This is a genomic window from Brevibacterium paucivorans, assembly GCF_016907735.1.
GTDB lineage: Bacteria > Actinomycetota > Actinomycetes > Actinomycetales > Brevibacteriaceae > Brevibacterium > Brevibacterium paucivorans.
In genome coordinates this window covers 1,639,020-1,664,381 of sequence record NZ_JAFBCP010000001.1, presented here as the reverse complement: position 1 = coordinate 1,664,381, position 25,362 = coordinate 1,639,020, and the positions used below count along the sequence as shown (strand labels likewise).

At 58.3% G+C, this 25,362-nt stretch carries 21 protein-coding genes, 4 tRNA genes and 1 pseudogene; 5 read left to right on the top strand and 21 right to left on the bottom strand.

Annotation, left to right across the window (positions count from 1 at the left end):
- Window positions 1-74: 74 nt before the first annotated feature.
- The 6 genes from JOE56_RS07700 to JOE56_RS07675 form a co-directional block, all read right to left on the bottom strand.
- A complete protein-coding gene (locus tag JOE56_RS07700; RefSeq protein WP_204515530.1) occupies window positions 75-5,180 on the bottom strand; it encodes an LPXTG cell wall anchor domain-containing protein in 5,106 nt (1,701 codons plus the stop codon).
- A gap of 253 nt (window positions 5,181-5,433) precedes the next feature.
- Window positions 5,434-6,129, bottom strand: coding sequence for a 50S ribosomal protein L1 (gene rplA / locus JOE56_RS07695; protein ID WP_102238536.1), 696 nt, complete (start codon window positions 6,127-6,129; stop codon window positions 5,434-5,436).
- Window positions 6,130-6,188: 59 nt separating this feature from the next.
- Window positions 6,189-6,626 carry a 50S ribosomal protein L11 gene (rplK, locus tag JOE56_RS07690; protein WP_005885886.1) on the bottom strand — a complete coding sequence of 146 codons (438 nt, stop codon included), beginning with the start codon at window positions 6,624-6,626 and terminating at the stop codon, window positions 6,189-6,191.
- A gap of 177 nt (window positions 6,627-6,803) precedes the next feature.
- Window positions 6,804-7,616 carry a transcription termination/antitermination protein NusG gene (nusG, locus tag JOE56_RS07685; RefSeq protein ID WP_204515529.1) on the bottom strand — a complete coding sequence of 271 codons (813 nt, stop codon included), beginning with the start codon at window positions 7,614-7,616 and terminating at the stop codon, window positions 6,804-6,806.
- Between the two features lie 49 nt (window positions 7,617-7,665).
- Window positions 7,666-7,926, bottom strand: coding sequence for a preprotein translocase subunit SecE (gene secE, locus JOE56_RS07680; RefSeq protein ID WP_204515528.1), 261 nt, complete (start codon window positions 7,924-7,926; stop codon window positions 7,666-7,668).
- Between the two features lie 36 nt (window positions 7,927-7,962).
- Window positions 7,963-8,035, bottom strand: a tRNA-Trp gene (locus tag JOE56_RS07675).
- A gap of 131 nt (window positions 8,036-8,166) precedes the next feature.
- Between JOE56_RS07675 and JOE56_RS07670 the strand changes: the two genes are divergently transcribed.
- The gene (locus JOE56_RS07670; RefSeq protein WP_204515527.1) at window positions 8,167-9,222 is read left to right on the top strand and encodes an adenosine deaminase; all 1,056 of its coding nucleotides are present in this window, start codon (window positions 8,167-8,169) and stop codon (window positions 9,220-9,222) included.
- Between the two features lie 35 nt (window positions 9,223-9,257).
- On the opposite strand, the gene JOE56_RS07665 is transcribed toward JOE56_RS07670, so the two are convergent.
- The 13 genes from JOE56_RS07665 to JOE56_RS07605 all read right to left on the bottom strand — a co-directional run bounded on the left by JOE56_RS07665 (window position 9,258) and on the right by JOE56_RS07605 (window position 18,838).
- Window positions 9,258-10,334, bottom strand: a complete 1,077-nt coding sequence (locus tag JOE56_RS07665) for a UDP-N-acetylmuramate dehydrogenase (protein WP_204515526.1) — start codon at window positions 10,332-10,334, stop codon at window positions 9,258-9,260.
- Window positions 10,331-10,804, bottom strand: coding sequence for a MaoC/PaaZ C-terminal domain-containing protein (locus tag JOE56_RS07660; protein ID WP_204515525.1), 474 nt, complete (start codon window positions 10,802-10,804; stop codon window positions 10,331-10,333). The genes JOE56_RS07665 and JOE56_RS07660 overlap by 4 nt, the downstream gene beginning before the upstream one ends.
- Window positions 10,797-11,252: an FAS1-like dehydratase domain-containing protein gene (locus JOE56_RS07655; RefSeq protein ID WP_204515524.1), complete on the bottom strand. Its 456-nt coding sequence runs from the start codon at window positions 11,250-11,252 to the stop codon at window positions 10,797-10,799. The genes JOE56_RS07660 and JOE56_RS07655 overlap by 8 nt, the downstream gene beginning before the upstream one ends.
- Window positions 11,253-11,319: 67 nt before the next feature.
- Window positions 11,320-11,526, bottom strand: a complete 207-nt coding sequence (locus JOE56_RS07650) for a hypothetical protein (RefSeq protein ID WP_204515523.1) — start codon at window positions 11,524-11,526, stop codon at window positions 11,320-11,322.
- 109 nt (window positions 11,527-11,635) lie between these two features.
- Window positions 11,636-11,712 (bottom strand) — tRNA-Met (locus tag JOE56_RS07645).
- 27 nt (window positions 11,713-11,739) lie between these two features.
- Window positions 11,740-11,812, bottom strand: a tRNA-Thr gene (locus JOE56_RS07640).
- Between the two features lie 104 nt (window positions 11,813-11,916).
- Window positions 11,917-13,143 (bottom strand): amidohydrolase family protein, encoded by a 1,227-nt coding sequence (locus JOE56_RS07635; protein WP_204515522.1) that lies wholly within the window; start codon window positions 13,141-13,143, stop codon window positions 11,917-11,919.
- A gap of 149 nt (window positions 13,144-13,292) precedes the next feature.
- Window positions 13,293-14,093: a glycerophosphodiester phosphodiesterase gene (locus JOE56_RS07630; RefSeq protein WP_204516105.1), complete on the bottom strand. Its 801-nt coding sequence runs from the start codon at window positions 14,091-14,093 to the stop codon at window positions 13,293-13,295.
- Window positions 14,093-15,433, bottom strand: coding sequence for an NADP-specific glutamate dehydrogenase (gene gdhA, locus JOE56_RS07625; protein ID WP_204515521.1), 1,341 nt, complete (start codon window positions 15,431-15,433; stop codon window positions 14,093-14,095). Before gdhA ends, JOE56_RS07630 begins: the two co-directional genes overlap by 1 nt.
- Before the next feature lie 135 nt (window positions 15,434-15,568).
- Window positions 15,569-15,650, bottom strand: a tRNA-Tyr gene (locus tag JOE56_RS07620).
- 82 nt (window positions 15,651-15,732) lie between these two features.
- Window positions 15,733-17,259, bottom strand: coding sequence for a tripartite tricarboxylate transporter permease (locus JOE56_RS07615; protein WP_204515520.1), 1,527 nt, complete (start codon window positions 17,257-17,259; stop codon window positions 15,733-15,735).
- Entirely contained in the window at window positions 17,259-17,849 is a 591-nt protein-coding gene (locus JOE56_RS07610; RefSeq protein ID WP_204515519.1) for a tripartite tricarboxylate transporter TctB family protein, read from the bottom strand. The genes JOE56_RS07615 and JOE56_RS07610 overlap by 1 nt, the downstream gene beginning before the upstream one ends.
- Window positions 17,846-18,838, bottom strand: coding sequence for a Bug family tripartite tricarboxylate transporter substrate binding protein (locus JOE56_RS07605; RefSeq protein ID WP_239530401.1), 993 nt, complete (start codon window positions 18,836-18,838; stop codon window positions 17,846-17,848). Before JOE56_RS07605 ends, JOE56_RS07610 begins: the two co-directional genes overlap by 4 nt.
- A gap of 130 nt (window positions 18,839-18,968) precedes the next feature.
- Between JOE56_RS07605 and JOE56_RS07600 the strand changes: the two are divergent.
- From JOE56_RS07600 to JOE56_RS11645, 3 genes and pseudogenes are all read left to right on the top strand, one after another.
- Window positions 18,969-19,459, top strand: a pseudogene (locus JOE56_RS07600) (YajQ family cyclic di-GMP-binding protein).
- A gap of 129 nt (window positions 19,460-19,588) precedes the next feature.
- Complete coding sequence (locus JOE56_RS07595) at window positions 19,589-20,890, top strand: MFS transporter (RefSeq protein WP_102238520.1); 1,302 nt, start codon at window positions 19,589-19,591, stop codon at window positions 20,888-20,890.
- Window positions 20,887-22,086 carry an amidase family protein gene (locus JOE56_RS11645; RefSeq protein WP_204515517.1) on the top strand — a complete coding sequence of 400 codons (1,200 nt, stop codon included), beginning with the start codon at window positions 20,887-20,889 and terminating at the stop codon, window positions 22,084-22,086. Before JOE56_RS07595 ends, JOE56_RS11645 begins: the two co-directional genes overlap by 4 nt.
- 15 nt (window positions 22,087-22,101) lie before the next feature.
- Here the strand turns inward: JOE56_RS11645 and JOE56_RS07585 are convergent, their stop codons facing one another.
- Both JOE56_RS07585 and JOE56_RS07580 read right to left on the bottom strand, forming a co-directional pair.
- Window positions 22,102-22,761, bottom strand: a complete 660-nt coding sequence (locus JOE56_RS07585; protein ID WP_102238518.1) for an NAD(P)H-dependent oxidoreductase — start codon at window positions 22,759-22,761, stop codon at window positions 22,102-22,104.
- A gap of 5 nt (window positions 22,762-22,766) precedes the next feature.
- Window positions 22,767-23,933, bottom strand: a complete 1,167-nt coding sequence (locus JOE56_RS07580; protein ID WP_102238517.1) for an LLM class flavin-dependent oxidoreductase — start codon at window positions 23,931-23,933, stop codon at window positions 22,767-22,769.
- A 224-nt stretch (window positions 23,934-24,157) separates the two neighbouring features.
- On the opposite strand from JOE56_RS07580, the gene solA reads away from it, so the two are divergent.
- Window positions 24,158-25,357, top strand: a complete 1,200-nt coding sequence (gene solA / locus JOE56_RS07575) for an N-methyl-L-tryptophan oxidase (RefSeq protein ID WP_102238516.1) — start codon at window positions 24,158-24,160, stop codon at window positions 25,355-25,357.
- The last annotated feature ends 5 nt before the right edge of the window (window positions 25,358-25,362 follow it).

Below are 25,362 nucleotides of genomic sequence, written 5' to 3'. Positions count from 1 at the left end.
GGTTCCCGCCCGCACTTCGCTTCTAGAGGTGTTGGTGCGCGCGCCTCCCCGTCAGGTGACGGTGAGCGTTGCTGCTAGTTCTTGCGGCGACGGAACACCAGTCCCGCACCCAGAGCCACCAGCGCGACACCAACTGCGAGGCTCACGCCCACGTTGACACCCGTGCGTGGCAATGGACTGTTGTCCTTGGAGCTGTCACTACCCTTGTTGTCGCTACCGTTGTCAGAGGAGTCGCCTTCGTTTTCAGCTTCCTCGTCTCCAGCGTCAGTGTCGCCACCGTCGCTTTCACCGTTGTCACCGTCATCGCCAGGTGTTTCGTCGTTACCACCTTCTGAAGGAGCGTCGGTCGGTTCCTCGCCTGGCTCTTCCGAAGGAGCGTCCGATGGCTCCTCACCCGGCTGTTCCGAAGGAGCGTCCGAAGGTTCCTCACCCGGCTCTTCCGAAGGAGCGTCCGAAGGTTCCTCACCCGGCTCTTCCGAAGGAGCGTCCGAAGGTTCCTCACCCGGCTCTTCCGAAGGAGCGTCCGAAGGTTCCTCACCCGGCTCTTCCGAAGGAGCGTCCGAAGGTTCCTCACCCGGCTCTTCCGAAGGAGCGTCCGAAGGTTCCTCACCCGGCTGTTCCGAAGGAGCCTCGGTTGGCTGTTCGGATGGCTCTTCGGTCGGTTCCTCAGTCGGCTGTTCCGAAGGAGCGTCGGTTGGGTCCTCGGTCGGTTCTGGTGTTGGGTCGTCTGCAGGCGCCGTCGTCACCACAAATTCGAAGCGACCAAAGTCGTCTCCCATTGCTGAACGGTCAACACTGAACTCCTGAGCGCCAGCGTTTGCCGCTGCCACACTCGATACTGGCACGATGCCTGCGTTTACAGTAGCCAACCGCACCTGAGTGGCCATACCCACGCTCAGTCCTGCACCAGGCGCGACTGCTTCCACGCCAGCATTCGCTCCGCCTGACGCCTCATCGAAGAGCACGATGGTGTCACCACCGTTGGTCGCGGAAGGTTTAACTTCGACCTTCGTGACCTTTCGGCCTTCCTTCACGTTGACGCCAAGCGTGACCTTGTCGCCGGAGAAGAAGTGACGCTTCTTAGCTTCCGCATCGTCGGAAGCCATAAAACCGCCAGATTCAGATTCATAGGCTTCTAGACGTTGGTCACTGTCCCTGAAGTACACGCTTTCTACTTCGTCTTTGTTCACCTTGGCCGACGCATCAATCTGTGTCGTAGCGAAGTTAGCCTCAGTGGTTTCATTTGCTTTCACAGTGATGTCAGCGACAACGAACGTACCGGTATCAGTTTCTGTCTTGCTCTTCTCACCGGTGTCAACGTCGATAAAGGTGGCTTCCTTCTGATCTTCCAGCTTGGTGAACGGCAGACGGTTACCTTGGGCGTCTACTGCAATACCGTTACCCTGTTCAAGTCCACCATCACGCATGTACACGGTGTAGTTGCCTGCAGGCAAACCGTGCTTCGCCAAGGCCTCTGGCATCACCTTGTACCAGTTGCCCTGCTCATCAACCAGATTGACGTAACCGTCGTGGACCTCTTCCGCGTCACCCGAGTACTTGTTGTCCAAGTTCTCATCGCGGAACAGACGGAAGTTAACCTTTCCGTTCGACTCAGGTGTTGGCTCAACCGTAGGGTCTTCTGTCGGTTCAGGAGTTGGCTCCTCCGTCGGTTCCTCAGTCGGCTCCTCCGTCGGCTCCGGCGTCGGCTCTGGAGTTGGCTCCTCAGTCGGGTCATCCGTTGGTTCTGGAGTTGGTTCTTCCGTAGGATCTTCAGTCGGCTCCGGTGTCGGCTCTTCAGTCGGATCATCCGTCGGTTCCGGCGTAGGCTCCTCAGTCGGATCATCCGTCGGTTCAGGAGTCGGCTCCTCGGTCGGGTCCGGCGTAGGCTCCTCAGTCGGATCATCCGTCGGTTCAGGAGTCGGCTCCTCGGTCGGGTCCGGCGTAGGCTCCTCAGTCGGTTCAGGAGTTGGCTCCGGCGTCGGTTCCTCAGAGGTCTTTTCGAGTTGTACGTCGAATTCGAAACGGCCGAAGTCATCGCCCATTTCGGAACGCTTGATCCGGTATTCGGTGTCGGAAACCTTTTCTGCTTCCACGGTCTTACCACCGCCAAAGCCACGTACAGTCACACCCTTGACTGTGTAACCGTCAATCTCTTCCACCCCAAAAGTGACCCATTCTTCAGAGAAGAAGTGGCGTGTCTTAGCACCAGCGTCATCGGAGGCAACGTAACCAACTGAGTCAGACTTGTAGGTCTCAAGGCGCTGTTCGCCGTCCTTGAAGTACACCTTCGAGTCAACTGCTTCGCCGTCAGCGGTCACCTTTGCTGTCGCGTCAATGCGAGTTGAGGCGAAGTTAGCTTCAACCGTCTCGTTTTCCTTGATTTCAATCTCGGTCGTAACGAAACGTCCTTCATCAGTGGTTGTCTCAGCCTTTTCACCGGTCTTCGCATCAATGTAGGTAGCGTCCTTCTTGCCCTTCAACTCAGCGAATGGCAAACGCTTACCGTCCGAATCAACAACCACACCAAAGCCATCAGCAACGGATGTGTCACGCATGTACACGGTGTACTTACCGGCAGGCAAGCCCTGCTGCGCCAAGGCCTCTGGCATCACCTTGTACCAGTTACCCTGCTCATCAACCAGGTTGACGTAACGGCTTTCGAGCTTGTCAGTGTCTTCGTCGAACGAGTTGTTGAGGTTCTCATCACCATATAGGCGGAAGTTCACCTTACCCGTGGGAACAACCTTTTCGAGCTGCACGTCGAACTTCAAACGACCAAAGTCATCGCCAAGCACGGAACGCTTGATCCGGTATTCGGTGTCAGAAACCTTTTCTGCTTCAACGGTCTTACCACCGCCAAAGCCACGTACAGTCACACCCTTGACTGTGTAACCGTCAATCTCTTCCACCCCAACAGTGACCCATTCTTCAGAGAAGAAGTGGCGTGTCTTAGCACCAGCGTCATCGGAGGCAACGTAACCAACTGAGTCAGACTTGTAGGTCTCAAGGCGCTGTTCGCCGTCCTTGAAGTACACCTTCGAGTCAACTGCTTCGCCGTCAGCGGTCACCTTTGCTGTCGCGTCAATGCGAGTTGAGGCGAAGTTAGCTTCAACCGTCTCGTTTTCCTTGATTTCAATCTCGGTCGTAACGAAACGTCCTTCATCAGTGGTTGTCTCAGCCTTTTCACCGGTCTTCGCATCAATGTAGGTAGCGTCCTTCTTGCCCTTCAACTCAGCGAATGGCAAACGCTTACCGTCCGAATCAACAACCACACCAAAACCGTCAGCCACGGAAGCATCACGCATGTAAACCGTGTACTTACCAGCAGGCAACCCCTGCTGCGCCAAGGCCTCTGGCATCACCTTGTACCAGTTACCCTGCTCATCAACCAGGTTGACGTAACGGCTTTCGAGCTTGTCAGTGTCCTCTTCAAACGTGTTGTTGAGATTTTCGTCACCGAACAGGCGGAAGTTCACCTTACCCGTGGGAACAACCTTTTCGAGCTGCACGTCGAACTTCAAACGACCAAAGTCATCGCCAAGCACGGAACGCTTGACGCGGTATTCGGTGTCAGAAACCTTTTCTGCTTCAACGGTCTTACCGCCGGCAATTCCGCCCACGGTCACGCTCTTTACCTTGTGTCCGTCGATGTTTTCCACACCAACAGTCACCCATTCGTCGGAGAAGAAGTGGCGTGTCTTTTTGTCCGCGTCGTCAGAGGCGAGGTGCTCGGTTGTGGTGGAGGTCTTCGAAACGAAGCTTTCCAGGCGAGCGTCTCCGTCCTTGAAGTACACCTTGGAGTCGAGCGCTTCACCGTCAACCGTTACTTTGGCGCTCGCATCGATGCGGGTCGCAGCCATGTCGACAACGGTGTCTTTGTCGGGTGCCACGGCGAAAGAAGTCTTGACGAAGCGTCCTTTGTCGGTCGCTGTTGGCAGAGTTTCGCCTGTGCTTTCGTCAACGTACGTTGCGTCGTGTGACTCGTCCAGGCGCACGGTTTCCATGCGGTTTCCGGTCTTACTGTCGACGACCACACCGAATCCGTCAGCGACGCTTGCGTTGCGAACGTACGCGGTGTACTTACCAGCAGGGAGCCCCTGCTCTTTCAGTGCGTCCGGGGTTAGCTTGAACCAGCGGCCGTTTTCATCTTTGAGGTTGATGTAGCTACTGCTGACCTTCTCTTCAGGACCTGAGTACTTGTTGTCGACGTTTTCGTCACCGAACAGGCGAACCGTTGCTTTACCAACTTCAACCGGCTTGAGGAACGCTTTGTATTCGAAGTTCCCCCACGCTTCTCCAGCGTCAGGCGAATTGACGGTGTAGGTGTGGTTGGCCGGGTCAGCTGTGACGTTCAACGGATCGCTAAGCTTCTCGGTGTTAAAAGGAGCTTTTTCTTCCTGATGGAAACGTACCTCGACTTTGTCGATCGTGTAATTGACCTTTGGTGAAATGCGTGCGGTTACCTTGCCGCTGGCAAAAAGGTGTTTGTCCCATGTCGCATCGCCCTTACCAGCCCAGTAAAGACCATCCACATTGGAAGACTTGACAGTCGAGCTTCCGTCTTTGAAAGTCACCGAAGCAGCGTCAGGGGCTGCGACCTCGGCGCCGTCCTTCGTTTCAACGGCCGAAACGTTTGCGCCAATCGAGGTCGCTGCGTACGACAAGTCAAGAGGCTTGCCGGCCTCCAGCTTGATGTCGGTGTAGCTGTGGCGGCCGTAACCTGCTGTCACACCGTTCGTGATTTCCTGTCCTTTGTCTCCGATTCGGGTCGCTGGGACGTTCAACTTTAGGTTGGTGTCTGGCAGGCGCTTGCCGGTGGCGGTGTCAACGATCGCGTAGTGGCCGAACGTGCTGTTCATTTCCACGTAAAGCGTGTACTCGCCTGCAGGTAGACCGAACTTCTTTAAATTGGCCGGGCTGATGACATACCACTTGTCGGTAGCCTTGTTCTTCAAGGTCAGGGTCTTGTTGAGGTACGTGGGCTGGAGAGGTTGCTCACCGTCGTCGTACTTCTTGTCGTGGTTGCTGTCTTGGAAGACGCGGACGTCGGCGGTGCCGCGGTCTGCGGCGACCGTAGCGTGGGCCGAGGCGGGCGTTCCGAACGCTGTTACGGCGGGGATCAGCGTGCCGACGAGTGCAGTAGCGAGAACTGCTGCGCTGAGACGTGAAGAGCGGTGCATGATGTGTCCTCAGTGTCGAGAAGGTGTACGTAGTCACCCCTAATATTTCAGGGCACCGTGAACCCAGTTCGTTGCGAACCTTAACGTTGCATGAACGTCAATCGCTGATGCTGTGGCGGGGTTGGACTTGGCAGGCCACACAACGTATCCCACACCTCGGGCGGCCCATGACTTCACTCATACTTACTTCCCACCCCAAAACACAAAAGTGCCCCGAACCAAAACAGGTTCGGGGCACTCTTAAATAAGCGTCTTATGCGCGCAGTTCACCAGTGTCGATCGGGACACCAGGACCGTTAGTAGTGGTCACGGTTGCCTTGGTGATGTAACGCCCCTTCGAAGACGAAGGCTTCAAACGAAGAACCTCGTCCATTGCAGCCTTGAAGTTCTGCTGCAACTGCTCTTCGGTGAAGGACACCTTTCCAATGATGAAGTGCAAGTTCGCGTGCTTGTCCACGCGGAACTCGATCTTACCGCCCTTAATGTCGGACACTGCCTTAGCAACATCCATGGTCACGGTACCGGTCTTAGGGTTAGGCATGAGGCCACGAGGACCCAGAACCTTACCCAGACGACCGACCTTACCCATCATGTCGGGGGTTGCAACAGCAGCGTCGAAGTCAGTCCAACCACCGGCTACCTTTTCAAGCAGGTCATCGGAGCCAACGTAGTCGGCACCTGCTTCACGGGCAGCTTCCGCACGGTCACCAGCAGCGAATACCAGGACCTTAGCAGTCTTACCAGTTCCGTTCGGGAGGTTGACGGTGCCTCGCACCATCTGGTCTGCCTTACGTGGGTCAACACCCAAGCGCAGAGCAACTTCGACGGTTGCGTCGAACTTTGCAACCGAGGTTTCCTTTGCCAACGCAACTGCCTGCGCTGGCTCGTAGTATGTTTCAGCCTGAATCTTTTCGGCTGCGGCCAAGTAGGCCTTTGAGCGCTTTGCCATCTGCTATCTCCTTGCAGTTGTGGTCTGGGCCGCGCTGGCCCTACCACTAAATAAACTTCTTAGACTTCTACGTCCGTGGTGATACCCATGGAACGTGCAGTACCAGCAACGATCTTCGATGCTGCTTCAATGTCGTTCGCGTTGAGGTCAGGCATCTTGGTTTCAGCGATTTCACGCACCTGGTCCTTAGTGAGGTGACCCACCTTAACCGTGTGAGGAGTTGCCGAACCGGACTTCAGACCAGCAGCCTTCTTAATGAGCTGAGCTGCAGGAGGAGTCTTGGTAATGAACGTGAACGAACGGTCTTCGTAAACAGTAATTTCAACCGGAACGATGTTTCCACGCATGTTTTCTGTCGCAGCGTTGTACGCCTTGCAGAACTCCATGATGTTGACACCGTGCTGACCCAAAGCTGGACCAACTGGAGGAGCCGGGTTAGCAGCACCTGCCTGGATCTGCAGCTTGATCAGACCGGTTACCTTCTTCTTGGGAGGCATTGTGGTCCTTAATCTTGACTGTCTTCACGCCTTCTGACGTGAAGGTGTGATTGCGAGAATCCGATAGTCCTCACAATCAAACTCCAACATTATTCCACGTATCACGCGGGAATGGAAACTGAAGTCGTGCAACTCACAGTTGCACGACCTCGGCGCTTAAAACAGCGCAAACTTTGGTTAGATCTTCGAAACCTGTCCGAAGCCCAACTCAACTGGGACATCGCGCTCGAAGATCGAAAGCAGTACCGTGAGCTTCTGCTGTTCGGGGCGAATTTCCTGAATGGTTGCAGGGTGGCCTTCGAAGGAACCTTCCTTAACCATGACCGTTTCGCCGACCTCAAACTCGACAACGATCTCGGAACCACTCGCAGCCTCAGCAACCTTCTGAGCTTCGCCTTCTTCAGCCGCACGCTCAGCTTCGTGTTCTTCAATAACCGGCGCAAGCATGGAAACGACTTCGTCCATGGTCAGCGGGATCGGGTCGTACGCGTTGCCCACGAATCCAGTAACTCCTGGCGTGTGGCGAACGACACCCCATGACTCATCCGTGAGTTCCATGCGCACCAGCACGTATCCGGGGATACGCACGCGACGCACGGTCTTGCGCTGAGCGTTCTTGACCTCAACGACTTCTTCCATGGGGACCTGGACTTCGAAGATGTAGTCCTCCATGTCCAGGCTGACGGTACGGTTCTCCAGGTTCACCTTTACGCGGTTTTCGTATCCCGCGTAGGAGTGGATGACGTACCAGTCGCCTTCTTTCATGCGAAGTTCTCGCAGGAATTCCTCGCGGGCGTCCGAGGTGTCATCAGCGTTGCTGACGTCAGCACTGTCCGCGTCCGAGGTGTCATCAGCGTTGGTCTCGTCAGCGGTGGTTTCCGTGACGCTGTCCGCAGGTGCCTGAGCTTCGACATCCTGCGCGGTCTCGGCAACTTCCGTCGCTTCCGCGGCCTGTGCGGTCTCGTCAGCTTCCGAGATGTTCTCCGACAACGTTTCTCCTTTTATGAGTTACTTAGGGTGGTGTGGCAGTCGCAGTCGCTTACCACAGCGGCCAGATAGGCGTACGTGCGAACGCGAAGCCAATGAGCTTGCCGAAGACGAAGTCAACTGTCAAGACGATCACGATCATCACAACGACGAAGCCCAGAACTACACCAAACATGTTGATCAGTTCTTTGCGGGTTGGAGTAACGACCTTCTTCAGCTCCGACATGACTTCCGCAAAAAAACGAGCGATCGTACCGAAGAAACCGCGACGCTTGTGGTCTACGGCTTCGGAGCCTTTGCCTGATTCTGCCACGCGTCCTCACTGATGTAGTCGATTTGCTTTCCTGAGCAGGGGTGACAGGACTCGAACCTGCAACCTACGGTTTTGGAGACCGTTGCGCTACCAATTGCGCCACACCCCTAAGCCTTGTGCGGCTGAGAAACCCACCCGATACACACCGAGTGAATCTACCGAACTGAAAGCTTACATGGTTTACCGCCGTTTCGTCGAACCGGCCCGCTCCCACGACACCCAACCGCCTACACTGGGGCCATGGTGAATGATCTGGCACCCGTCACTACCGAACAGCTGAACCAGCTTCCCAAAGCCCACCTGCACTTGCACTTCACAGGTTCCCTGACGGTAGCGAAACTCCAGGAGATGGCTCAGGCCCGCAATGTGCGCCTCCCCCGGGTCCTCATGCGCCACGACCCTATGCGCCTCTCGCCTGACCGGCGCGGATGGTTCCGCTTCCAGCGCCTCTACGACTCGGCCCGCACGGTCGTGCAAGGTGAAGACGCTTTGCGCGCAGTCGTGGCAAATGCCGCCGCCCTAGACAGGGCCGAAGGTGTCCGCTGGCTCGAACTCCAGGTGGACCCCACGGGCTACGCGGGCAAAATGGGTGGCATCACGCCCGCCCTCGAGGTCGTCCTCGACGAAGCCTGCAACCAGTCGGATGACACCTTTGGGGTGGCGATCATCGTCGCCGCCTCGCGCATGAAACACCCGCTGGACGCCCGCACGCTGGCCCGGTTGGCCGCCCGACACGCAGGTAAAGGACCCGGCTCTGTTGTTGGTTTTGGCCTGTCCAATGACGAACGTTCCGGCGACACCGCCTCTTTCGCCCGTGCTTTTGAGATCGCCCGCAATGCTGGCCTTGCCTCATTTCCGCACGGTGGCGAACTCCTGGGCCCGGATCACATCCGCACCACACTAACCGCCCTGAACCCCACCCGCTTGGGGCACGGAGTCCGCGCAGCAGAAGACCCACAGTTATTAGACGCCCTGGTTTCCCGAGGTGTGGGTTTGGAAGTCTGCCCGTCCTCGAATGCGTCGTTAGGGGTGTATCCCACTGCCGAGGACGTCCCGCTTCGCACGTTGGTACGCGCAGGCGCGAAGGTGGCGCTGGGCGCCGACGACCCACTGATCTTTGGCCCGCGCATCACCGAACAGTACGCGATCGCGCACCGGATGGGGTTTACCACCTCGGAGTTGGCGCAACTGGCACGCGACTCGTTCACCATTTCCACGGCACCCCGCCACATCGTCACCCGCGCACACGCCGACATCGACGCATGGGAAGCGCGCGTGACCGGCCAGGGCCAGTAAGCACTGCCACAGGCCCTCACAACCAAGCGCAACCCCTAAATCTGGCAGCCCACGAAGTTCGGTTCCGGGTGCATCGTGATGCCGTAAGTCTGGGCCACTCCGTCGCGGATGTGCCGCGCGAGCTCCACAATGTCCTCCGCCTTCGCCTGACCGCGGTTAGTCAGCGCAAGCGTGTGCTTAGTGGACAGGGATGCGCGGTCGTTGAGCGCGAATCCTTTGTCGAATCCCGCGTGGTCAATGAGCCACGCTGCCGAGGTCTTCACCACTTTTTCGTCCACCTCACCTGTGGTGGGGTTACGGACTGGGTAGGTGGGTGCACCTTCAGGCACGTGCGGGTCACCGGGTTCGGGGTTGGCGGGCAGGATGGGGTTGGTGAAGAACGACCCGGCCGACCACGTGTCGTGGTCTTGGGCGTCGAGCACCATGCCTTTTGAGGCGCGCAACTGCAGCACCGCTTCGCGCACCCCAGCCAGCGGGGCACGTTCACCGATCTCCACACCCAAAGCTGACGCCAATTGCCCGTATCGGACCGGAGCGGACTCCACGGCCCGCTCGAGTTCAAATTCGACGTCGAGGACGATGTAGCGTGGCTGCCCCAACTGGGCTGCCGTAGTCTTCAGCAGACTCGTGCGGTACCCAAACTCCAGTTCGTCCGGTGCGCACTCACGTACCTCGCCTTCGAACCTGTCGAAAAGGGTGACGGAACAGATCAGTTCTGCGACCTCGGCGCCGTAAGCCCCCACATTCTGCACGGGTGTGGCACCCACAGACCCGGGAATCCCAGACAGAGCCTCTAGCCCGCTGAGCCCAGAATCAACCGTGTGCTTCACGAATTCGTCCCACGTGACCCCAGCCTGGGCGCGCACACGCACACGCTCGTTCTCACCAGGGGTTTCAGTGATGCCCTGGGTACGAATAAGGCACACGGGACCGGCGAATCCGTCGTCGCTGATCAGCAGGTTTGACCCGCCAGCAATGAACAAAACGGGTTCCGAGCCAGGCGCCAAAGGATGATCAGAACAGAACTGAATGAGTTGCTCGCGGGTGGTGACCGTGGTCAGCCGTGGCGCCGGACCTCCCACCCGCAACGTGGTCAGTTCAGACAGGTTCACTTGATTCGAGCCTTCACCTGCGTACGGCCCAGAACAGCGGTGTCGTCTACTTTGACATCCACGTCAAAACGCGCAGTGCCAGCTTCGGCGTCGACTGCGCCCACGCGAATGGCCGAGGTGAGAGTCACCGTTGGCTGTTCGGGGCTGCCGGATTTTGCGTCAGGGACCACTACTGGGTTGGTGAAGCGGGTGCGGTAGTCCAGGATGGCGCCCGGGTCGCCCAGCCAGTCGGTCAGAGGTGTGATAGCGGTGGCCATGGTGAGCATGCCGTGTGCAATCACGTTGTCCAACCCCACTTCTTTTGCGAAGCGTTCGTTCCAGTGGATCGTGTTGAAGTCACCGGACGCGCCAGCGTATTTCACCAGGTCAGCGCGGGAAAGTTCAACGGTCGCAGTGAGCACTTCCTGGCCCACTTCCAGCGTGCTTGCCGAAGCAGCCTCAACCTGGACGTTTGGGGTGATGTTAGGCATCCTCGCCTCCTCGTACAACGATCGTGGACGCCACGGTCACAACTGGTTCGTCCGTGCGTGCGTCGGTGAGTTCCGTGCGAGTGGTGATCATTGCGTGACCACCGGCTTCCCGGATTCCGTCGACAAAGCACTCCGCGTTCAGCAGGTCACCTGCAACAACCGGGCGGGTGTACGTGAACTGCTCTTGACCGTGAACAACACGCGAAAAGTCAATATCCGCCTCTTCTGACCCGATGTAAAGAGCCTCCGCTCGCTGCGCGATCGTCACCGGGAAGGTGGGTGGGGCTACCTGGGCGCTGTAGCCGAGGTCTTTCGCGGCTTGAGCGTCGAAGTGCGAGGGGTGGGTGGCGCCGACTGCGCGCGCGAACTCTGCGATCTTTTCTTGGCCCACTTCAACCGGGTTTTCCAACTGGTAGCTGGACCCTTGGAGGTCTGTATTCACTGACATAACTTAAGCCTATCGTTTTGCCTCTCGGAGGTCAGGTTGGTTGGTCCTCGAGGGGTGACGCGTTCGACTACCTGCGGTCAAGGATGTCAAACACGAACTCAGCGAGCATGCGACGACGGTTTTCACGCCGTTCGCGTCGACGCCTGGCTTCAGATTTGCCGGGGAGAACAAAAAAGAGGAAACAAACTCCCACAATAAATCCGAGCGCTAGAAGGACTACTATCCCGATGAATATGATGAGGGGGATGTCGACGGCAAGAAGAGTAGCGATCATGCTCAGTCCTTAGTGTTGGGGATGGTTTCACACTAGCGCAAGTGGGAGTTCGACGCGTTTGGACGAAACAAAACAAGGTCAGCTCGCTTTCGAGCTGACCTTGTTTATGTGGTAGCGGGAGCGGGACTCGATCCCGCGACCTCACGATTATGAGTCGTGCGCTCTAACCAGCTGAGCTACCCCGCCATAGGCACGAATCGTAATTCGCACGAGAGCCCCAAAAGGGAATCGAACCCTTGACCTTTTCCTTACCATGGAAACGCTCTGCCGACTGAGCTATTGGGGCAACGAAAGAAAACTATACACACCCGCGCGGGGTGATGCAAAATTTGGGGACGTACTTTCACAGCCCCGTATTCGCATCACCTCGCACAGCGAAAATGCCACGTTCTAAACAGCCACGCCACCTTGGAAGACACGTGTATCAACAGTGCGCAACTGTCCAACACCGCGCTCTTCCAAACTTCCCTCAAACAGCACAAAGTCACCGTGGTTACCCACACGCACCCGCCCCACCGAGTCATCACCCATCAAGTCCGCGCCGTTGACCGTGGAGGCGCGCAACACCTCGGCGGTGCTCATCCCCACACCGGCCATGAGTTCCAGCTCCTCCAAGTTCTGCCCGTGAACGCCTACCCCGGCGTCGGTTCCCATGGCGATCCGCACACCCGCTTGGTGAGCCATAGCAACGGATTCGCGGTGACGCTCCGCCACTCGGCGCGCTTTCTCGACCATAGCCTCAGGAATCGGCACACCAGACTCAGCTGCGCGAATCACCGCCAGCGGAGCCTGCAACGTGGGAACCAAAACGCAGTCGCGTTCAAGCATCAGATCAATGGTTTCGTCGTCCAAGTAGATGCCGTGTTCGATCGACGCGACCCCAGCCAGCACCGCATTCTTGATGCCTGCGGTCCCCTGCGCGTGCGACATGACCCGGCGTCCCTGCGCGGTGGCTTCTGCAACGATCGTGGAGATTTCGTCCACCGTGAACTGTGAGTGGCGCGGGTCGTCGGCTGCAGACAGCACTCCCCCGGTTGAACAGATTTTGATGTGGTCAGCACCCGCGCGGATCAGCTCACGCGTTTTCACCTGCACACCAGCGACGCCGTCGGCCACACCGGACGGGCGCCCGGGGTGGGCCATCAGCATGGGTGTACACGCACCTGAGGGCAGCATTCCGTCGCCGTGCCCAGCGGTCTGACTCATGATGGTGACGGCCACTTTGAGTCGCGGCCCACGGACTAGCCCGCGTTCCAAGGCTTCGCGCACACCAGCGTCGGCTCCGCCGGCGTCTCTGGCCGAGGTGACACCCGCCTCGAGCGTCACACGCAAGTTTTCGACACCTCGGTAGAACTGGAGGGAGAACGGTTCAGTGAACCCTTCGAGCGACCCCGCATTGTTGACGAGCGAGTGAATGTGGCAGTCGATGATTCCTGGGGTCATGGTGTGGCCCGTTGCGTCCACAACTGTTTCTGACTCGCGTTTCGCAAGCGTTCCCGCGGGTTCAACAGCACTGAAACGCCCATTCTCGACGCGCACGTCGTAGGTTCCGTCTTTAAACGTTTCCCCGTCGAACAGTGCAACGTTCGTCACCAACACGTCTGCTTTGTGTGCCACGTTTTCTCCTTCGAAACAACCTATGCGTTGGCAGTCATATTAGGCAGGTGTGAAGATCCGTGCGCGAGGGTATCCCCATGTGAAATGGGCGGGCGCGCCTCCTTATGACATGCGAGCGCACCCCTTATGACATGCGAGGGAGCGCCCCCTTATGAATGCGCGATGTCGTACTTTGCGGCCAAGAAGCCCTGGAGGCGCCCCGGCTGGTTAGTGATGATCCCTGTGACACCGGCACCCACGAGCTTCTCCCAGTCGCGCGGGGTGTCACTGGTGTAGACAAAAACGGCCAGGTCACGGCCCAGCACTTCTTCAACGAAATCCCGGCGCGCGTGGAACCCACGAATCGACGGGTTCACCGCGACAACTTCAAGCCGCTGGGCAATCCCCATGTCCTCTTCACGCGGAATCAGGCGCAACAGCCCACGCGGCACGTGCGGAGCAATATCCCGGCACACTTCTACTGAACGCACGTTGAAACTCTGGAGGATGACACGGTCAGCCATTCCCACCTCGGCAATTTCTTGCCCAACCCGGGCCACCGCGCCCGGGCTCCATTCGCCTTTGAGTTCCAACAGCATCCGACCGCCCATTTCCGCAACGTTCTTCAGCATGGCGTCCAAACGTGGGATGCGCTGGCCGGCGTACCCCAGACCGCGACCGTATCCCGCGTCTGCCAGCGAGATTCGGTCGTAGCTCATGTGCGCGATGGTGCCTTGAATGTCGGTGGTGCGTTGCAACGTGGGGTCGTGCACCACAACGGGCACACCATCTGCGGTGACGTGAAGATCGACCTCAATGAAATCGCACCCGATCAGCCGGGCAGCATCCACGGCTGCCATAGTGTTCTCAGGCGCCGCCCCCGAATACCCGCGGTGGGCGATCACCCAGGGTTTGACACCTCGGCCGGGAACTTCATCGATTTCACGTTCACGCAGATAGTCAGAAAACATCACACAACTCCGAATGCAAGCATGGCATCTGCTACTTTACGGAATCCTGCGATGTTTGCACCCATGACGTAGTCGCCGGGGTGTCCATATTCTTCAGCGGTCTCAAGGCAACGACGGTGGACGTTCTGCATGATTTGGGTGAGGCGGTCTTCGGTGTAGTCGAAGGTCCAGGAGTCGCGTTGCGCGTTTTGTTGCATTTCCAACGCCGAGGTGGCAACCCCACCTGCGTTCGCGGCCTTACCTGGGCCGTAGAGGACGTCCGAGTTCTGGAACGCTTCGACGGCTTCTTCGTTGCAGGGCATGTTCGCGCCTTCTGCTACCGCTTGCACGCCGTTCTTGATGAGTTTCTTTGCGTCGGAGCCCAGGAGTTCGTTCTGGGTGGCGCATGGCAGGGCCACGTCCACGGGCACGTCCCACGGGCAGTTGTTGGGAACGAACCGAGCCGAAGTGCGGGTCTCCACATACTCGCCGATGCGTCCGCGCCGGTTGAGTTTGATGTCTTTTAGGAGGTCGAGGTCGATGCCCTGTTTGTCGTACACGTACCCGGATGAGTCGGAGGCGGTCACGACTTTCCCGCCTAGCTGGTGGACTTTTTCGATCGCGTAGATGGCGACGTTTCCGGCTCCGGAGACGGCTACAGTGGTTCCGTCCAGGCTGGAGTTCTTGGACTTGAGCATTTCGTTGGCGAAGATGGCTGCACCGTATCCGGTGGCTTCGGTGCGCACCAAGGAGCCGCCCCAGGTCAGGCCCTTTCCGGTGAGCACGCCGGATTCGTACCGGTTGGTGATGCGCTTGTACTGGCCAAAGAGATACCCGATTTCGCGTGAGCCCACACCGATGTCACCTGCAGGGACGTCGGTGTATTCGCCGATATACCGGTAGAGCTCGGTCATGAATGACTGGCAGAAACGCATGACTTCGTCATCGGATTTGCCGTGTGGGTCGAAGTCGGAGCCTCCCTTACCGCCACCGATGGGCAGGCCGGTCAGCGAGTTCTTGAAGATCTGTTCGAAGCCCAGGAACTTGATGATTCCCAAGTTGACCGACGGGTGGAAACGCAGACCGCCCTTGTATGGCCCCAAGGCGGAGTTGAACTCGACGCGGAATCCGCGGTTGATTTGGATGACGCCGTTGTCGTCGATCCAGGGGACGCGGAAGATGATTTGGCGTTCCGGTTCGCACATCTGGCTGACGATGCGCGCGTCAGCGTATTCGGGGTGGCGGTCGCCCATAGCTCGAAGGCTGGCGAGAACTTCTTTTACCGCCTGGTGGAATTCCGGTTCAGCCGGGTTGCGTTTGAGAACCTTGCTATAGAGTTCATCGATTGCGTCGTCTAACATGGCTACCCCTTTTGGATTCGACTTAGGCTCTCAATCTATGAGAAAACAGGGTCGCTCACTTTTCGGTCTCAAATTTTGTGCATGAATGCCAAGAGGCCCGACCAGTTTTAAGTCTGATCGGGCCCCTGTTTCCTGTGGCAGGTATAGGATTCGAACCTATGAAGGCAATGCCGGCTGATTTACAGTCAGCTCCCTTTGGCCGCTCGGGCAACCTGCCAGGAGTGCGTGAAGCACCTGAGCAATATTAGCGGAAGTTTCACCAAACTAAAAATCCGCACCCAGGTGCCCCACTCCCCTACCTACGCCGAGGTGGTTTCCGGGTGTTCTTCGAACGTCCCCTTCTTGCGAACTCGGCTGTAAATGGCGGCTCCAACGACTAGGGCTAGAACCACGTACAGCACGATCGTGATGCTGGATCCGAACAGGACAGACACGTCACCGTTCGAGCTGAGCAGAGCGTCACGCAGGTTCGTTTCCGCTAACGGCCCCAACACCATTCCGATCATCAGTGGCGCAATGGGCATGCCAAAGCGTCGCATCATCCAACCGATGATCCCAATGCCCAACAGCATGGCCAGGTCGAACACCGAGTTCGACGTCGCCCAAATACCCAGCACACAGAACATGGTGATGCCCGCGTATAGGTACGGCTTAGGGATCAGCAACAGTTTCGCCCACAGTGGGGCAAACGGCAGATTGAGAACCAGCAACACCACCATGGCGATGAAGAAGCTTGCCAGCAGACCCCACACCAGTTCAGGTGAGCGGTCAAACAGCAACGGCCCAGGTTGCAGACCATACTGTTTAAAAGCCGCCAACAGAATCGCCGCGGTTCCGGTGACCGGCAACCCTAAAGCCAACAGCGACGCCATGGCCATACCCGTGGTCGCGTTACCTGCCGCCTCGGGAGCAGCCAAACCTTGGATCGCACCCTTACCAAACTGGTTGCGCCCAGACTTCTTATCAATCCTGCGCTCCAGCCCATACGCCATGAACGTCGGCACCTCGGAACCACCCACGGGCACGACACCGAACGGCAACCCGATCGCAGTACCGCGCAACCATGCAGGCAAAGCCTGACGCACCTCGGCGCGGGACAAAAACGGACGCCCTGCAGCCAGCACCTTGAACTGGTCTCGCTCACGGCTGGCCCGGCCAGCAACCCGCAGGATCTCACCCAGGGCAAGTACAGCCACGGTCACGGTCACAATCGAGATGCCGTCAAACAGCTCCGGCACGCCAGCGGTAAACCGCTCAACACCGGACACAGAGTCGATTCCCACGACCGCGATCGCCAGGCCCAACGCCAGCGAGCCCAGCCCCTTGACCACCGAATCCGAGACCACCGACGACGTTGCGACAAACGCGAACAAGGCGAGCGCGAAGTATTCGGCCGGGCCAAAGTACGTGGACAGGTTTGCCAGGGTCGGTGCCAAGAACACCACCAGGACGCTGGCGATCATTCCACCTATGAACGCACCAATCGCGGCGGTCGCCAGCGCCTGCGGCGCCCGGCCCGAGGTGGCCATCTTGTGACCTTCGAACGTTGAGGCGATCGCGGAGGACTGCCCTGGCGTGTTCATGAGAATCGCCATGGTCGAATCCCCGAACAACCCACCAAAGTACACACCGGCAAACATGATGAAAGCTCCGGTGGGCTCGAGCGCAAAGGTCATGGGCAACAACAGCGCCACTGCCATTGACGAACCCAAACCAGGGAGCACTCCCACCGCGGTACCCAGCAAACATCCAACCAGCACCCAGACCAGGTTGATTGGGATGAGTGCGGAACCGAACCCATCAATGAGTGAACTTACGGCATCCATCAGCGGCCTCCTGCAAAAATCAGTCCTGATGGCAGGTCAACGCTTAAGAGCACTGCGAAAATCAGGTAGATAACACTTGATAAGAAGAACCCAACTAGCACGTCCATGAGCCAGCGTCGTGAACCGATCGCGTGGGCCACCATGACGAACATCAAGGCGGCTGAAATGATCCATCCGATTGGCACGATTAGTGCGATGAACAGAACCAGCCCGCCTACGGCCCAGGCCAGGGCACGCCAGTCGGTGTACCAGGCACGTTCTTCTAGGTCTTCTGGTTCGGTTGCGGGTGCGAGCTCAGGGAGCTGTGGCTTGCGGATGATGTCAACCGCGAGCACAGCGGCCAGCACGTACAGGGCAATAATGACGATCCACGGGAAGAACTGTGGTCCTGGGAGGTCCACACTTTCCGGGACTTTCATCGCAAACTGGCCAAGCAACATGTACGTGGCAATTGCTGCCATGAGCGCGGGCATCACTAGTCCCGCACGGCCGGTCCACCAACCTCGGTCCTTGAGGTTTTCGTACCCCAGGATCTCGATCTGGTCATCCTCGCCCGGTTTAACCGGGTCAACTGCGCGTGATCCGCTCACAGGCCCAGCTCCTTCAGTAGTTCAGCGGTTTTCTTCTGGTCTTCTTCGAGGAATTTCGCAAGCTCGTCCCCGGTTTCCCACGCGTCGGCCCACGCGTTGCGTTTCAGAGCGTCCTGCCATTCGGGGGTGTCGCGCATTTCCTTGAGTAGTTCCAGTTGTTGTTTAGCAACTTCGTCGCTGACTCCTGGGGCTGCCAACATGCCGCGCCAGTTCGCCAAAACCACGTCGTGGCCTTGTTCCGAGATAGTGGGAATGTCAACACCTTCGATCCGTTCAGGGCCGGTCACACCCAATGCCTTCACACGGCCTGCTCCGACCTGGTCAGCTACTTCGTTGTACCCGGTCGCCGCGTAGTCAGCGGTGCCGTTGAGTAGCGCGGCAATTGCTTCACCACCACCGGACTTAGGGATGAACGTGGTTTCGGATCCTTTCAGTCCGGCTTCTTGGGCCAGGTTGGCGACCACGAGGTGGTCCATGGACCCTGCCGACCCACCGGTCCACGGGTGTCCCTTGGGGTCTTCTTTCCACTCGTTGAGCAGATCGTCAATGGTTTCAAGCGGGGAGTCCGCAGGAACGATCACCACGTCGTAGTCTTCAGCGATTTTGGCAAGTGGCACCACGTCGTCGTATCCAACCGGGGAATTGTTGATGAGGATTCCACCCGTCATGGCCGAGCCAGTGGCAAGGAGGGTGTCGGATCGTTCGTGCATGGTGGAGAAACGCCCCAAGCCAATGGTTCCTCCCGCTCCCGGGATGTTGACGACTTGCACGTTTCCAACCAGGCCTGCCTGGCGCATGGCCTGTTGCTGTTCACGCACGAACCCATCCCATCCACCGCCGGCACCTGCCGGTGCGATGAGGGTGAGGTTAGCGCGCACGTTATCTGATGCGCTGGCGCGCTGGATCGATACCGTCATGGCGGCGACCAGCGCAATCGCGGTGATCACCGCGAAGACCAGCAGCCCAACAGGGCGTTTGCGTTGTTTCATTAGGTTTCCGTTCTGTTCAAAAGTGCAAGTAGCGTAGATCACCCTGAGAGTTTCGTCAAAATTTGCAGCACCTGTTCGCTACGGTGAGACAGGTTACACTGTGGTTTGATCACGCTGAAGAGGAGACAACATGGCGAGCGACTCGAGTTTTGACATTGTGAGCAAGGTTGACCGGCAGGAAGCGGACAACGCGCTGAATCAGGCGGCGAAAGAAATCAACTCACGCTACGACTTCAAAGGCACTGACGCTTCGATTGAGTGGTCTGGCGAAAAGATCATGATGAAGGCAGTCAGCGAAGACCGTGTGAAGGCTGTCTTGGATGTGTTCCAGTCGAAGTTGGTACGTCGCGGCATCTCGTTGAAGTCACTGGACGCGGGCGAGCCGTATGCGTCCGGTAAGGAATACCGGCTGGAAGCTGCCATTAAAGAAGGCATCGACCAGGAGAATGCCAAGAAGATCGCTAGCTCATTCGCGAAGAGGGCCCCAAAGGCGTCAAGGCGCAGATTCAGGGTGATGAACTGCGTGTGAGCTCTAAGAAGCGCGACGACCTGCAGGCCGTCATCGCCATGCTCAAGTCCCAGGACTTGGATGTGGACCTGCAGTTCACGAATTACCGCTGACTCCATACCCCCTAGCGCGAGGTGGGAAACCGCCTCGCGCTGTTTTATGCCCGTCTCACGGTCTAAACGAAAACTCCTGACCACCTCGGGCTGATTCACACTGACCGAAAACACACTCAAGGACGAACAATGACTCACTCACCAACCGGCACCACTGCTCCCCCAGACCGCAAGACCGGTGACAATCCAGCAAAAGTCGCGTTCGCTAGCTTCATAGGAACAACCGTTGAGTGGTACGACTACTTTCTGTTCGGCACCGCCGCCGTGCTGGTACTGAATACCCAGTTCTTCCCGTCGCTCAATCCGCTAGCTGGACAGCTCGCGTCCCTTGCCACGTTTGGTGTTGCTTTCGTCGCCCGACCTTTGGGCGGACTGATTTTTGGCCACTTTGGTGATCGCCTCAGCCGCAAGAGCATGCTGGTGCTGTCCCTTCTGATGATGGGCTCCTCCACCTTCCTGATCGGTGCGCTGCCAAACTATGAAACCATCGGCATCGCTGCACCGATCCTGTTGGTTGTGCTTCGCATTATTCAAGGTTTTGCCGTCGGTGGTGAGTGGGGCGGGGCCATTCTCATGGCCGTCGAGCACGCACCCAAGCACAAACGCGCGTTCTACGGAAGCTGGCCGCAAGCCGGTGTACCCGCAGGGTCAGTACTTTCGAGCTTGGTGTTTTTCACCGTGCAGCTCATGCCAGACGAACAGTTCTTTGCGTGGGGTTGGCGAATCCCATTCCTGCTGTCAGCAGTTCTGGTAGGAATCGGCCTTTTCATCCGTATGAAACTTGAAGAGTCACCCGAATTCGCTGAGGTAAAAGACACGGGTTCTGAAGCTGAGGTTCCCGTATTCGAAGTCGTTCGCACTTCCAAGAAGTCTTTGCTCATTGGAATCTTCTGCCTGGTCGGATCTAACACGTTGTTCTACCTTGCTACCGTGTACCTTTTGTCCTGGGCACCAGCTAACACTAACTTGTCCCGAGGCGACGTCCTCCTCGCCATCGCCGTGGGAGCGGCCGCCGACGTTATCGCAATTCCAGCCGTAGCCACCTTTGCAGATCGCCACGGGCGCCGAACCATGATGGTCGTGGGCAATATCGTTACGGCGCTAGCTGCGTACCCCATTTTCCTCGCAATGTCGACCGGAACCGTGTGGGGTGCGATGCTGGCGATGATGCTCGCATTCCCAATTGCTCACTCGATCGTGTACGCAACGTCATCGGGCTTCGTGGCGCACCTCTTCCCACCAAAAGTGCGATACACCGGTTCTTCTGTGGCGTATCAAGTAGGTGGACTCATTTCATCGGCTCCTGCCCCGGTGATTTCTACCCTGCTTTACGCTCAGTTCGGAACGTGGGCTGCAGTCGCAGGATACCTTGTAGTCGCAAACCTCATAGCAGCCGCGTTCTGTGCGCTGGCAGATAAGGACGAATCGTGAACACTGAACTATCCACCCGCGCAACTGAACTCAACGCGGTCACCGCATTCCTGAACCCTTCCACAGACCCACAAACCAGCCAGAGCACCAACGCCCACACAAAGCAGCCTGGCCCGCTGGCCGGGCTCACGTTCGCGGTAAAGGACGTCATCGACGTCGCCGGTGTGCCCACCTCCATGGGCTCGAACGTCACGGTTCCCGGCACTCAACCGGCGACCACCTCGGCGCCGATCGTCTCCCAACTCACCGAACTGGGCGCGGTCGCAGTTGCCAAGACCAACTGCCAAGAGTTCTCGCACGGGATCCTGGGTGACGCCAGCGCGTTCGGCCGGGTCATCAACCCCGTTGACCCCGCCCTGTGTACGGGCGGGTCCAGCTCTGGTTCGGCCGCGTTGGTGGGAGCTGGGGTGGTGGACGTCGCACTGGGCACCGACACCGCCGGGTCCGTGCGCGTGCCCGCCGCGTGCTGTCACGTCACCGGCTTCAAACCCACATTTGGAGTACTCCCCGTCGACGGCATCTTCCCGCTCTCCCCCACCTTCGACACCGCAGGTCTGTTCGCCCGCGAGCCGGCCACGGTCGCTCGCGTATTTTCCGCGCTCACCGGACGTGAAGCACCCCCGGCACCGGACCAGCCACGGATCGGGTTCGTCGACGCCCGCGGCACCATCCGCGCCGTCACCGGGAACCTGCCGGACGCGCACAACCTCACCACCTCGGGCGAGGAACTTTGCACCCGCGCCGCCCACATCTACGACGTGGTGCGCAAGTTCGAGTCAGCCCAGGTTCACCGCGACCTCATGAACACGCAGGCCCACGACTACCAGCCGCAGGTCTTGGCGAAGTTCAAAGACGCCCTCGACGTCAGCGAAGAAGAGTACCAGCAGGGTCTCACCCAGGTGCGCAGTCTGCAAGATGAGGCCGCCGAGGTGTTCGCCAGCGTCGACTTCATTGTCACCCCCGCTGTCGATGGGCCGCTCGCCACGTGGGAGCTAGCAGATTCGGACCCTGGCGTGCGCGGGGCATACATGCATTACAGTCAGCCGTTTAACGTTGTGGGTTGGCCGGCCGTTGTGGTTCCGTGGCACACCACCGACAGTGCCGGGTACCCACAGTCGATACAGATTGTGGCCCACCCTGGAAAGGACGCTGAGCTGCTCACGTTCGCTATGGCGTTTGCCGGGGCGGGCAACTAAGAGCGCACGCCCCCGCTACTGCCCGCTGTACCCGTTGCCGGTGGCCAGTCGCATGAGGTCGCTGCCCAGGTCGATCGACAGCTCCGTATCACCGGCCGAACCATACGAATGCTGGTAGTGGTCCCACGTATTGTTCCGCGCGGCCCCGCGCACGTCAGCTCGGATGAGCGCCAGCAACTCGCCTGCCGCCCGTGCGCACCGGGTACGCAGTTTGGGGTCGTTGAAGTCTTCTGGGGCCGCGAACACCGAGGTAGGTGTCGTGTATGTGCGCAAGTAGGCGAACAGTCCGCGGATCTGGTCGTCGACCACCAGCGCGTGGCGTTGGCTTCCAGCCGTGCCCGCCAGCAGAACCGGGGTGCCAATGAGCAGGTCGTTATCCAGCGCTTGGAAGAACGCCATAAAAACGGCACTGGCGCCGGCTTTGAACACCGGCGTACCCACGATGAGCGCGTCGGCGTCGAGCAACGTGGCCTCGATTTCCTTAAGCGCAGGTGACTTGTGCCCGCTCACCAGCACAGTCATCGCGTCCTGGGCCACGTCGCGCACGTTGATGAACGTACACGTGACGTTGTCTTCCGCGCCGTGAACACTCTTCGCGATCTGCGAAAGCAACGTCGCGGTCGACGATGTTTCGCTGGTTCCTGCGTTGATCACCACCACCGTGGCGTCCTGCATCGCGGCTATCCTTCCTGCTCAGTATCGAGATATGGCGAACCTCCGGTGACGTTGTCACCTCGGTTGGCCCGAGGTCGTGGCTCCCGAGGTGGTTTGTCACCGTAGCGGGCCCGCACCAGGCTTTCGTGGGTTGGGGCATCGGGGACTTCCGGGTCGCGGCGGGACTCGAGCTCTGCCCGCAAAACGGGCAGGACTTCTGATCCCAGTAGTTCGATCTGTTCCATGACCATGCTGTGGGGCATGCCCGCGTGGTCCACGAGGAACATTTGGCGTTGGTAGTCTCCAAACGTTTCTTGGAACGTCAAAGTCTTCTCGATTATTTCCTGCGGGCTTCCCACACTCAGGGGCGTTTGGTTGACGAATTCTTCGAGCGATGGCCCGTGCCCGTACACGGGAGCTTCGTTGAAGTACGGTCGGAAGCGATTCCACGCGTCCTGTGACTTCCGCGCAACGAACGCTTGCCCTCCCAGCCCCACGATGGCTTGTTTTGCCGAGCCGTGTCCGTAGTGTTCGTATCGTTGACGGTAGAAGTTGACCAGGCGTTGCGAGTGTTCGGACGGCCAGAAAATGTGGTTGGCGAAGTACCCGTTGCCGTAATAGGCGGCCTGCTCAGCGATTTCGGGCGTGCGAATGGACCCGTGCCACACAAACGGTGGCACGCCGTGCAGTGGCCGAGGTGTTGAGGTGAACCCGTTCAGCGGCGTGTGGAACGAACCTTCAAAGTCGACCACGTCTTCACGCCACAAGCGGTGGAGCAGGTTGTAGTTTTCCAGCGCAAGCGGCAACCCCTCGCGAATGTCTTGTCCGAACCACGGGTATACGGGTGCCGTGTTTCCGCGCCCCAGCATGAGGTCCATGCGCCCGTCACTCAAGTGCTGGAGCATGGCGTAATCTTCAGCGATTTTCACCGGGTCATTGGTGGTGATGAGGGTTGTCGACGTGGACACCTTCAGGCGCGTTGTCTTCGCAGCGATCGTGGCCAACAGCGTGGTTGGGCTTGACGACACGAACGGCGGATTGTGGTGCTCACCGATCGCATAGACGTCGAAGCCGGCTTCTTCAGAAAACACCGCTTGCTGAACCAGGCTACGAATCCGCTCACCTTCGCTTGGGGTTTCTCCCGAAACAGGATCACGCGTCACATCACTGACCGAAAACAGCCCGAACTCCATGGCACCTCCATCACGCACATAGTTGATACTTCAATCAACGCTGTCTGCTGTGATTTATTCCCTCGCGCGTCGCCCGCAATGCTAATCGGCGGAATCGATATCGACCATTCGACTTCCGCTCGAGTGATCACTTTCCCTTCTCAATGAGTTAGGTTAGCCTAAGCTAAGTTAAACCACGATCGTTTTTCACACGACACGAGACAAAGGAAGGGCCTTGGCCATACATGGTCGCAACTGATTTTGATATCGCCGTAATAGGGCTTGGTGCAATGGGATCCATGGCGCTGTGGCAGATCACTCGCTTAGCACCGCACGATTCCATCGTTGGAATCGAAAGGTTCGAACCGGGCCATGACAGGGGATCTTCTCACGGAGGATCGCGAATTTTCCGACGCACTGTATTCGAAGGGTCCCACTATGTCCCTCTCGCACGTCGCGCACTCGAGCTGTGGGACGAGCTCGACAAGTCATCCACTTCACAGTTGCGCATTCAGACTGGCGGCTTGACCATCGGTGCTGCCAATAGCGATTTTCTGAATGACGCTCAACGAGCTGCCCACGCAGGCGGAGCAGAAGTGGAGTTACTCAGTCGCGAGGAATTACGCGCGAGATTCCCTCAACATGCGCTCTTTTCAGACGACTGCGGCCTGTTTGAACCGAACGCCTGCGTGCTTCATCCCGAGCACAGCATTCGGGCCGCCGTTGAATCTGCTACGCGTGCAGGCGCCACATTGTTAACCGACGCACACGTCACTTCTCTGACTGCACGGAAATCACACTGCGTTATCAGCACGTCAACCCACACCATAACTGCCCGGCGCGTCATCGTAGCCGCGGGCGCATGGAGCACACAGCTCCTCCCAGACGAACACATGCCGATTCGGGTACAACGAACTGTCCCAGTTCACTTCCGCACATCGGCCGATCGTACACATGATTACGGCCCACAACACTTTCCGCTCTTTATCCGCGACAGCCACCAAATCAACTTGTGGGGAATTCCCGACGTTGACGGCCAGGGAGTCAAGATCGGCGTAAAGAACGCCCAAAAACCGTGGCTCACCGAGGTCGAACACAACTGGACACCTGCCCGCCCCTCCGATATCGCCCCTGCGATCGAGGCATGCGCCCAAGCTATTCCAGAACTCGCAGATGCACAGACTTCGGGGCATCCATGCATGAATGCACGAACACCAGACGGCCAATTCATCGTCGGTCCAGCACAGAACTACCCGAACACCACGGTTCTGGCAGGGTTTGGCGGTCAAGGGTTCAAGTATGCCCCCGCTATCGGCGAACTTGGCGCTCTCCTTGCTTTGGATAGCTCAACTGAGACCGACATCTCGGCATTCTCACCCAAACGTCTGCGCCACCTTCGCTGGAGCACACCCGCAACACCGTTATTCCAACCAACCGAGGCATGATCACT

What these genes read in the sequence shown, in the direction of transcription:
- JOE56_RS07660 (WP_204515525.1), bottom strand. Translation starts at nt 10,804, where the DNA reads ATGCCTAACATCACCCCAAACGTCCAGGTTGAGGCTGCTTCGGCAAGC.
- JOE56_RS07615 (WP_204515520.1), bottom strand. Translation starts at nt 17,259, where the DNA reads ATGGATGCCGTAAGTTCACTCATTGATGGGTTCGGTTCCGCACTCATC.
- rplA (WP_102238536.1), bottom strand. Translation starts at nt 6,129, where the DNA reads ATGGCAAAGCGCTCAAAGGCCTACTTGGCCGCAGCCGAAAAGATTCAG.
- JOE56_RS07595 (WP_102238520.1), top strand. Translation starts at nt 19,589, where the DNA reads ATGACTCACTCACCAACCGGCACCACTGCTCCCCCAGACCGCAAGACC.
- JOE56_RS07630 (WP_204516105.1), bottom strand. Translation starts at nt 14,093, where the DNA reads ATGTTTTCTGACTATCTGCGTGAACGTGAAATCGATGAAGTTCCCGGC.
- JOE56_RS07700 (WP_204515530.1), bottom strand. Translation starts at nt 5,180, where the DNA reads ATGCACCGCTCTTCACGTCTCAGCGCAGCAGTTCTCGCTACTGCACTC.
- JOE56_RS07605 (WP_239530401.1), bottom strand. Translation starts at nt 18,838, where the DNA reads ATGAAACAACGCAAACGCCCTGTTGGGCTGCTGGTCTTCGCGGTGATC.
- JOE56_RS07585 (WP_102238518.1), bottom strand. Translation starts at nt 22,761, where the DNA reads ATGCAGGACGCCACGGTGGTGGTGATCAACGCAGGAACCAGCGAAACA.
- JOE56_RS07650 (WP_204515523.1), bottom strand. Translation starts at nt 11,526, where the DNA reads ATGATCGCTACTCTTCTTGCCGTCGACATCCCCCTCATCATATTCATC.
- JOE56_RS07580 (WP_102238517.1), bottom strand. Translation starts at nt 23,933, where the DNA reads ATGGAGTTCGGGCTGTTTTCGGTCAGTGATGTGACGCGTGATCCTGTT.
- JOE56_RS07670 (WP_204515527.1), top strand. Translation starts at nt 8,167, where the DNA reads ATGGTGAATGATCTGGCACCCGTCACTACCGAACAGCTGAACCAGCTT.
- JOE56_RS07655 (WP_204515524.1), bottom strand. Translation starts at nt 11,252, where the DNA reads ATGTCAGTGAATACAGACCTCCAAGGGTCCAGCTACCAGTTGGAAAAC.
- gdhA (WP_204515521.1), bottom strand. Translation starts at nt 15,433, where the DNA reads ATGTTAGACGACGCAATCGATGAACTCTATAGCAAGGTTCTCAAACGC.
- solA (WP_102238516.1), top strand. Translation starts at nt 24,158, where the DNA reads ATGGTCGCAACTGATTTTGATATCGCCGTAATAGGGCTTGGTGCAATG.
- rplK (WP_005885886.1), bottom strand. Translation starts at nt 6,626, where the DNA reads ATGCCTCCCAAGAAGAAGGTAACCGGTCTGATCAAGCTGCAGATCCAG.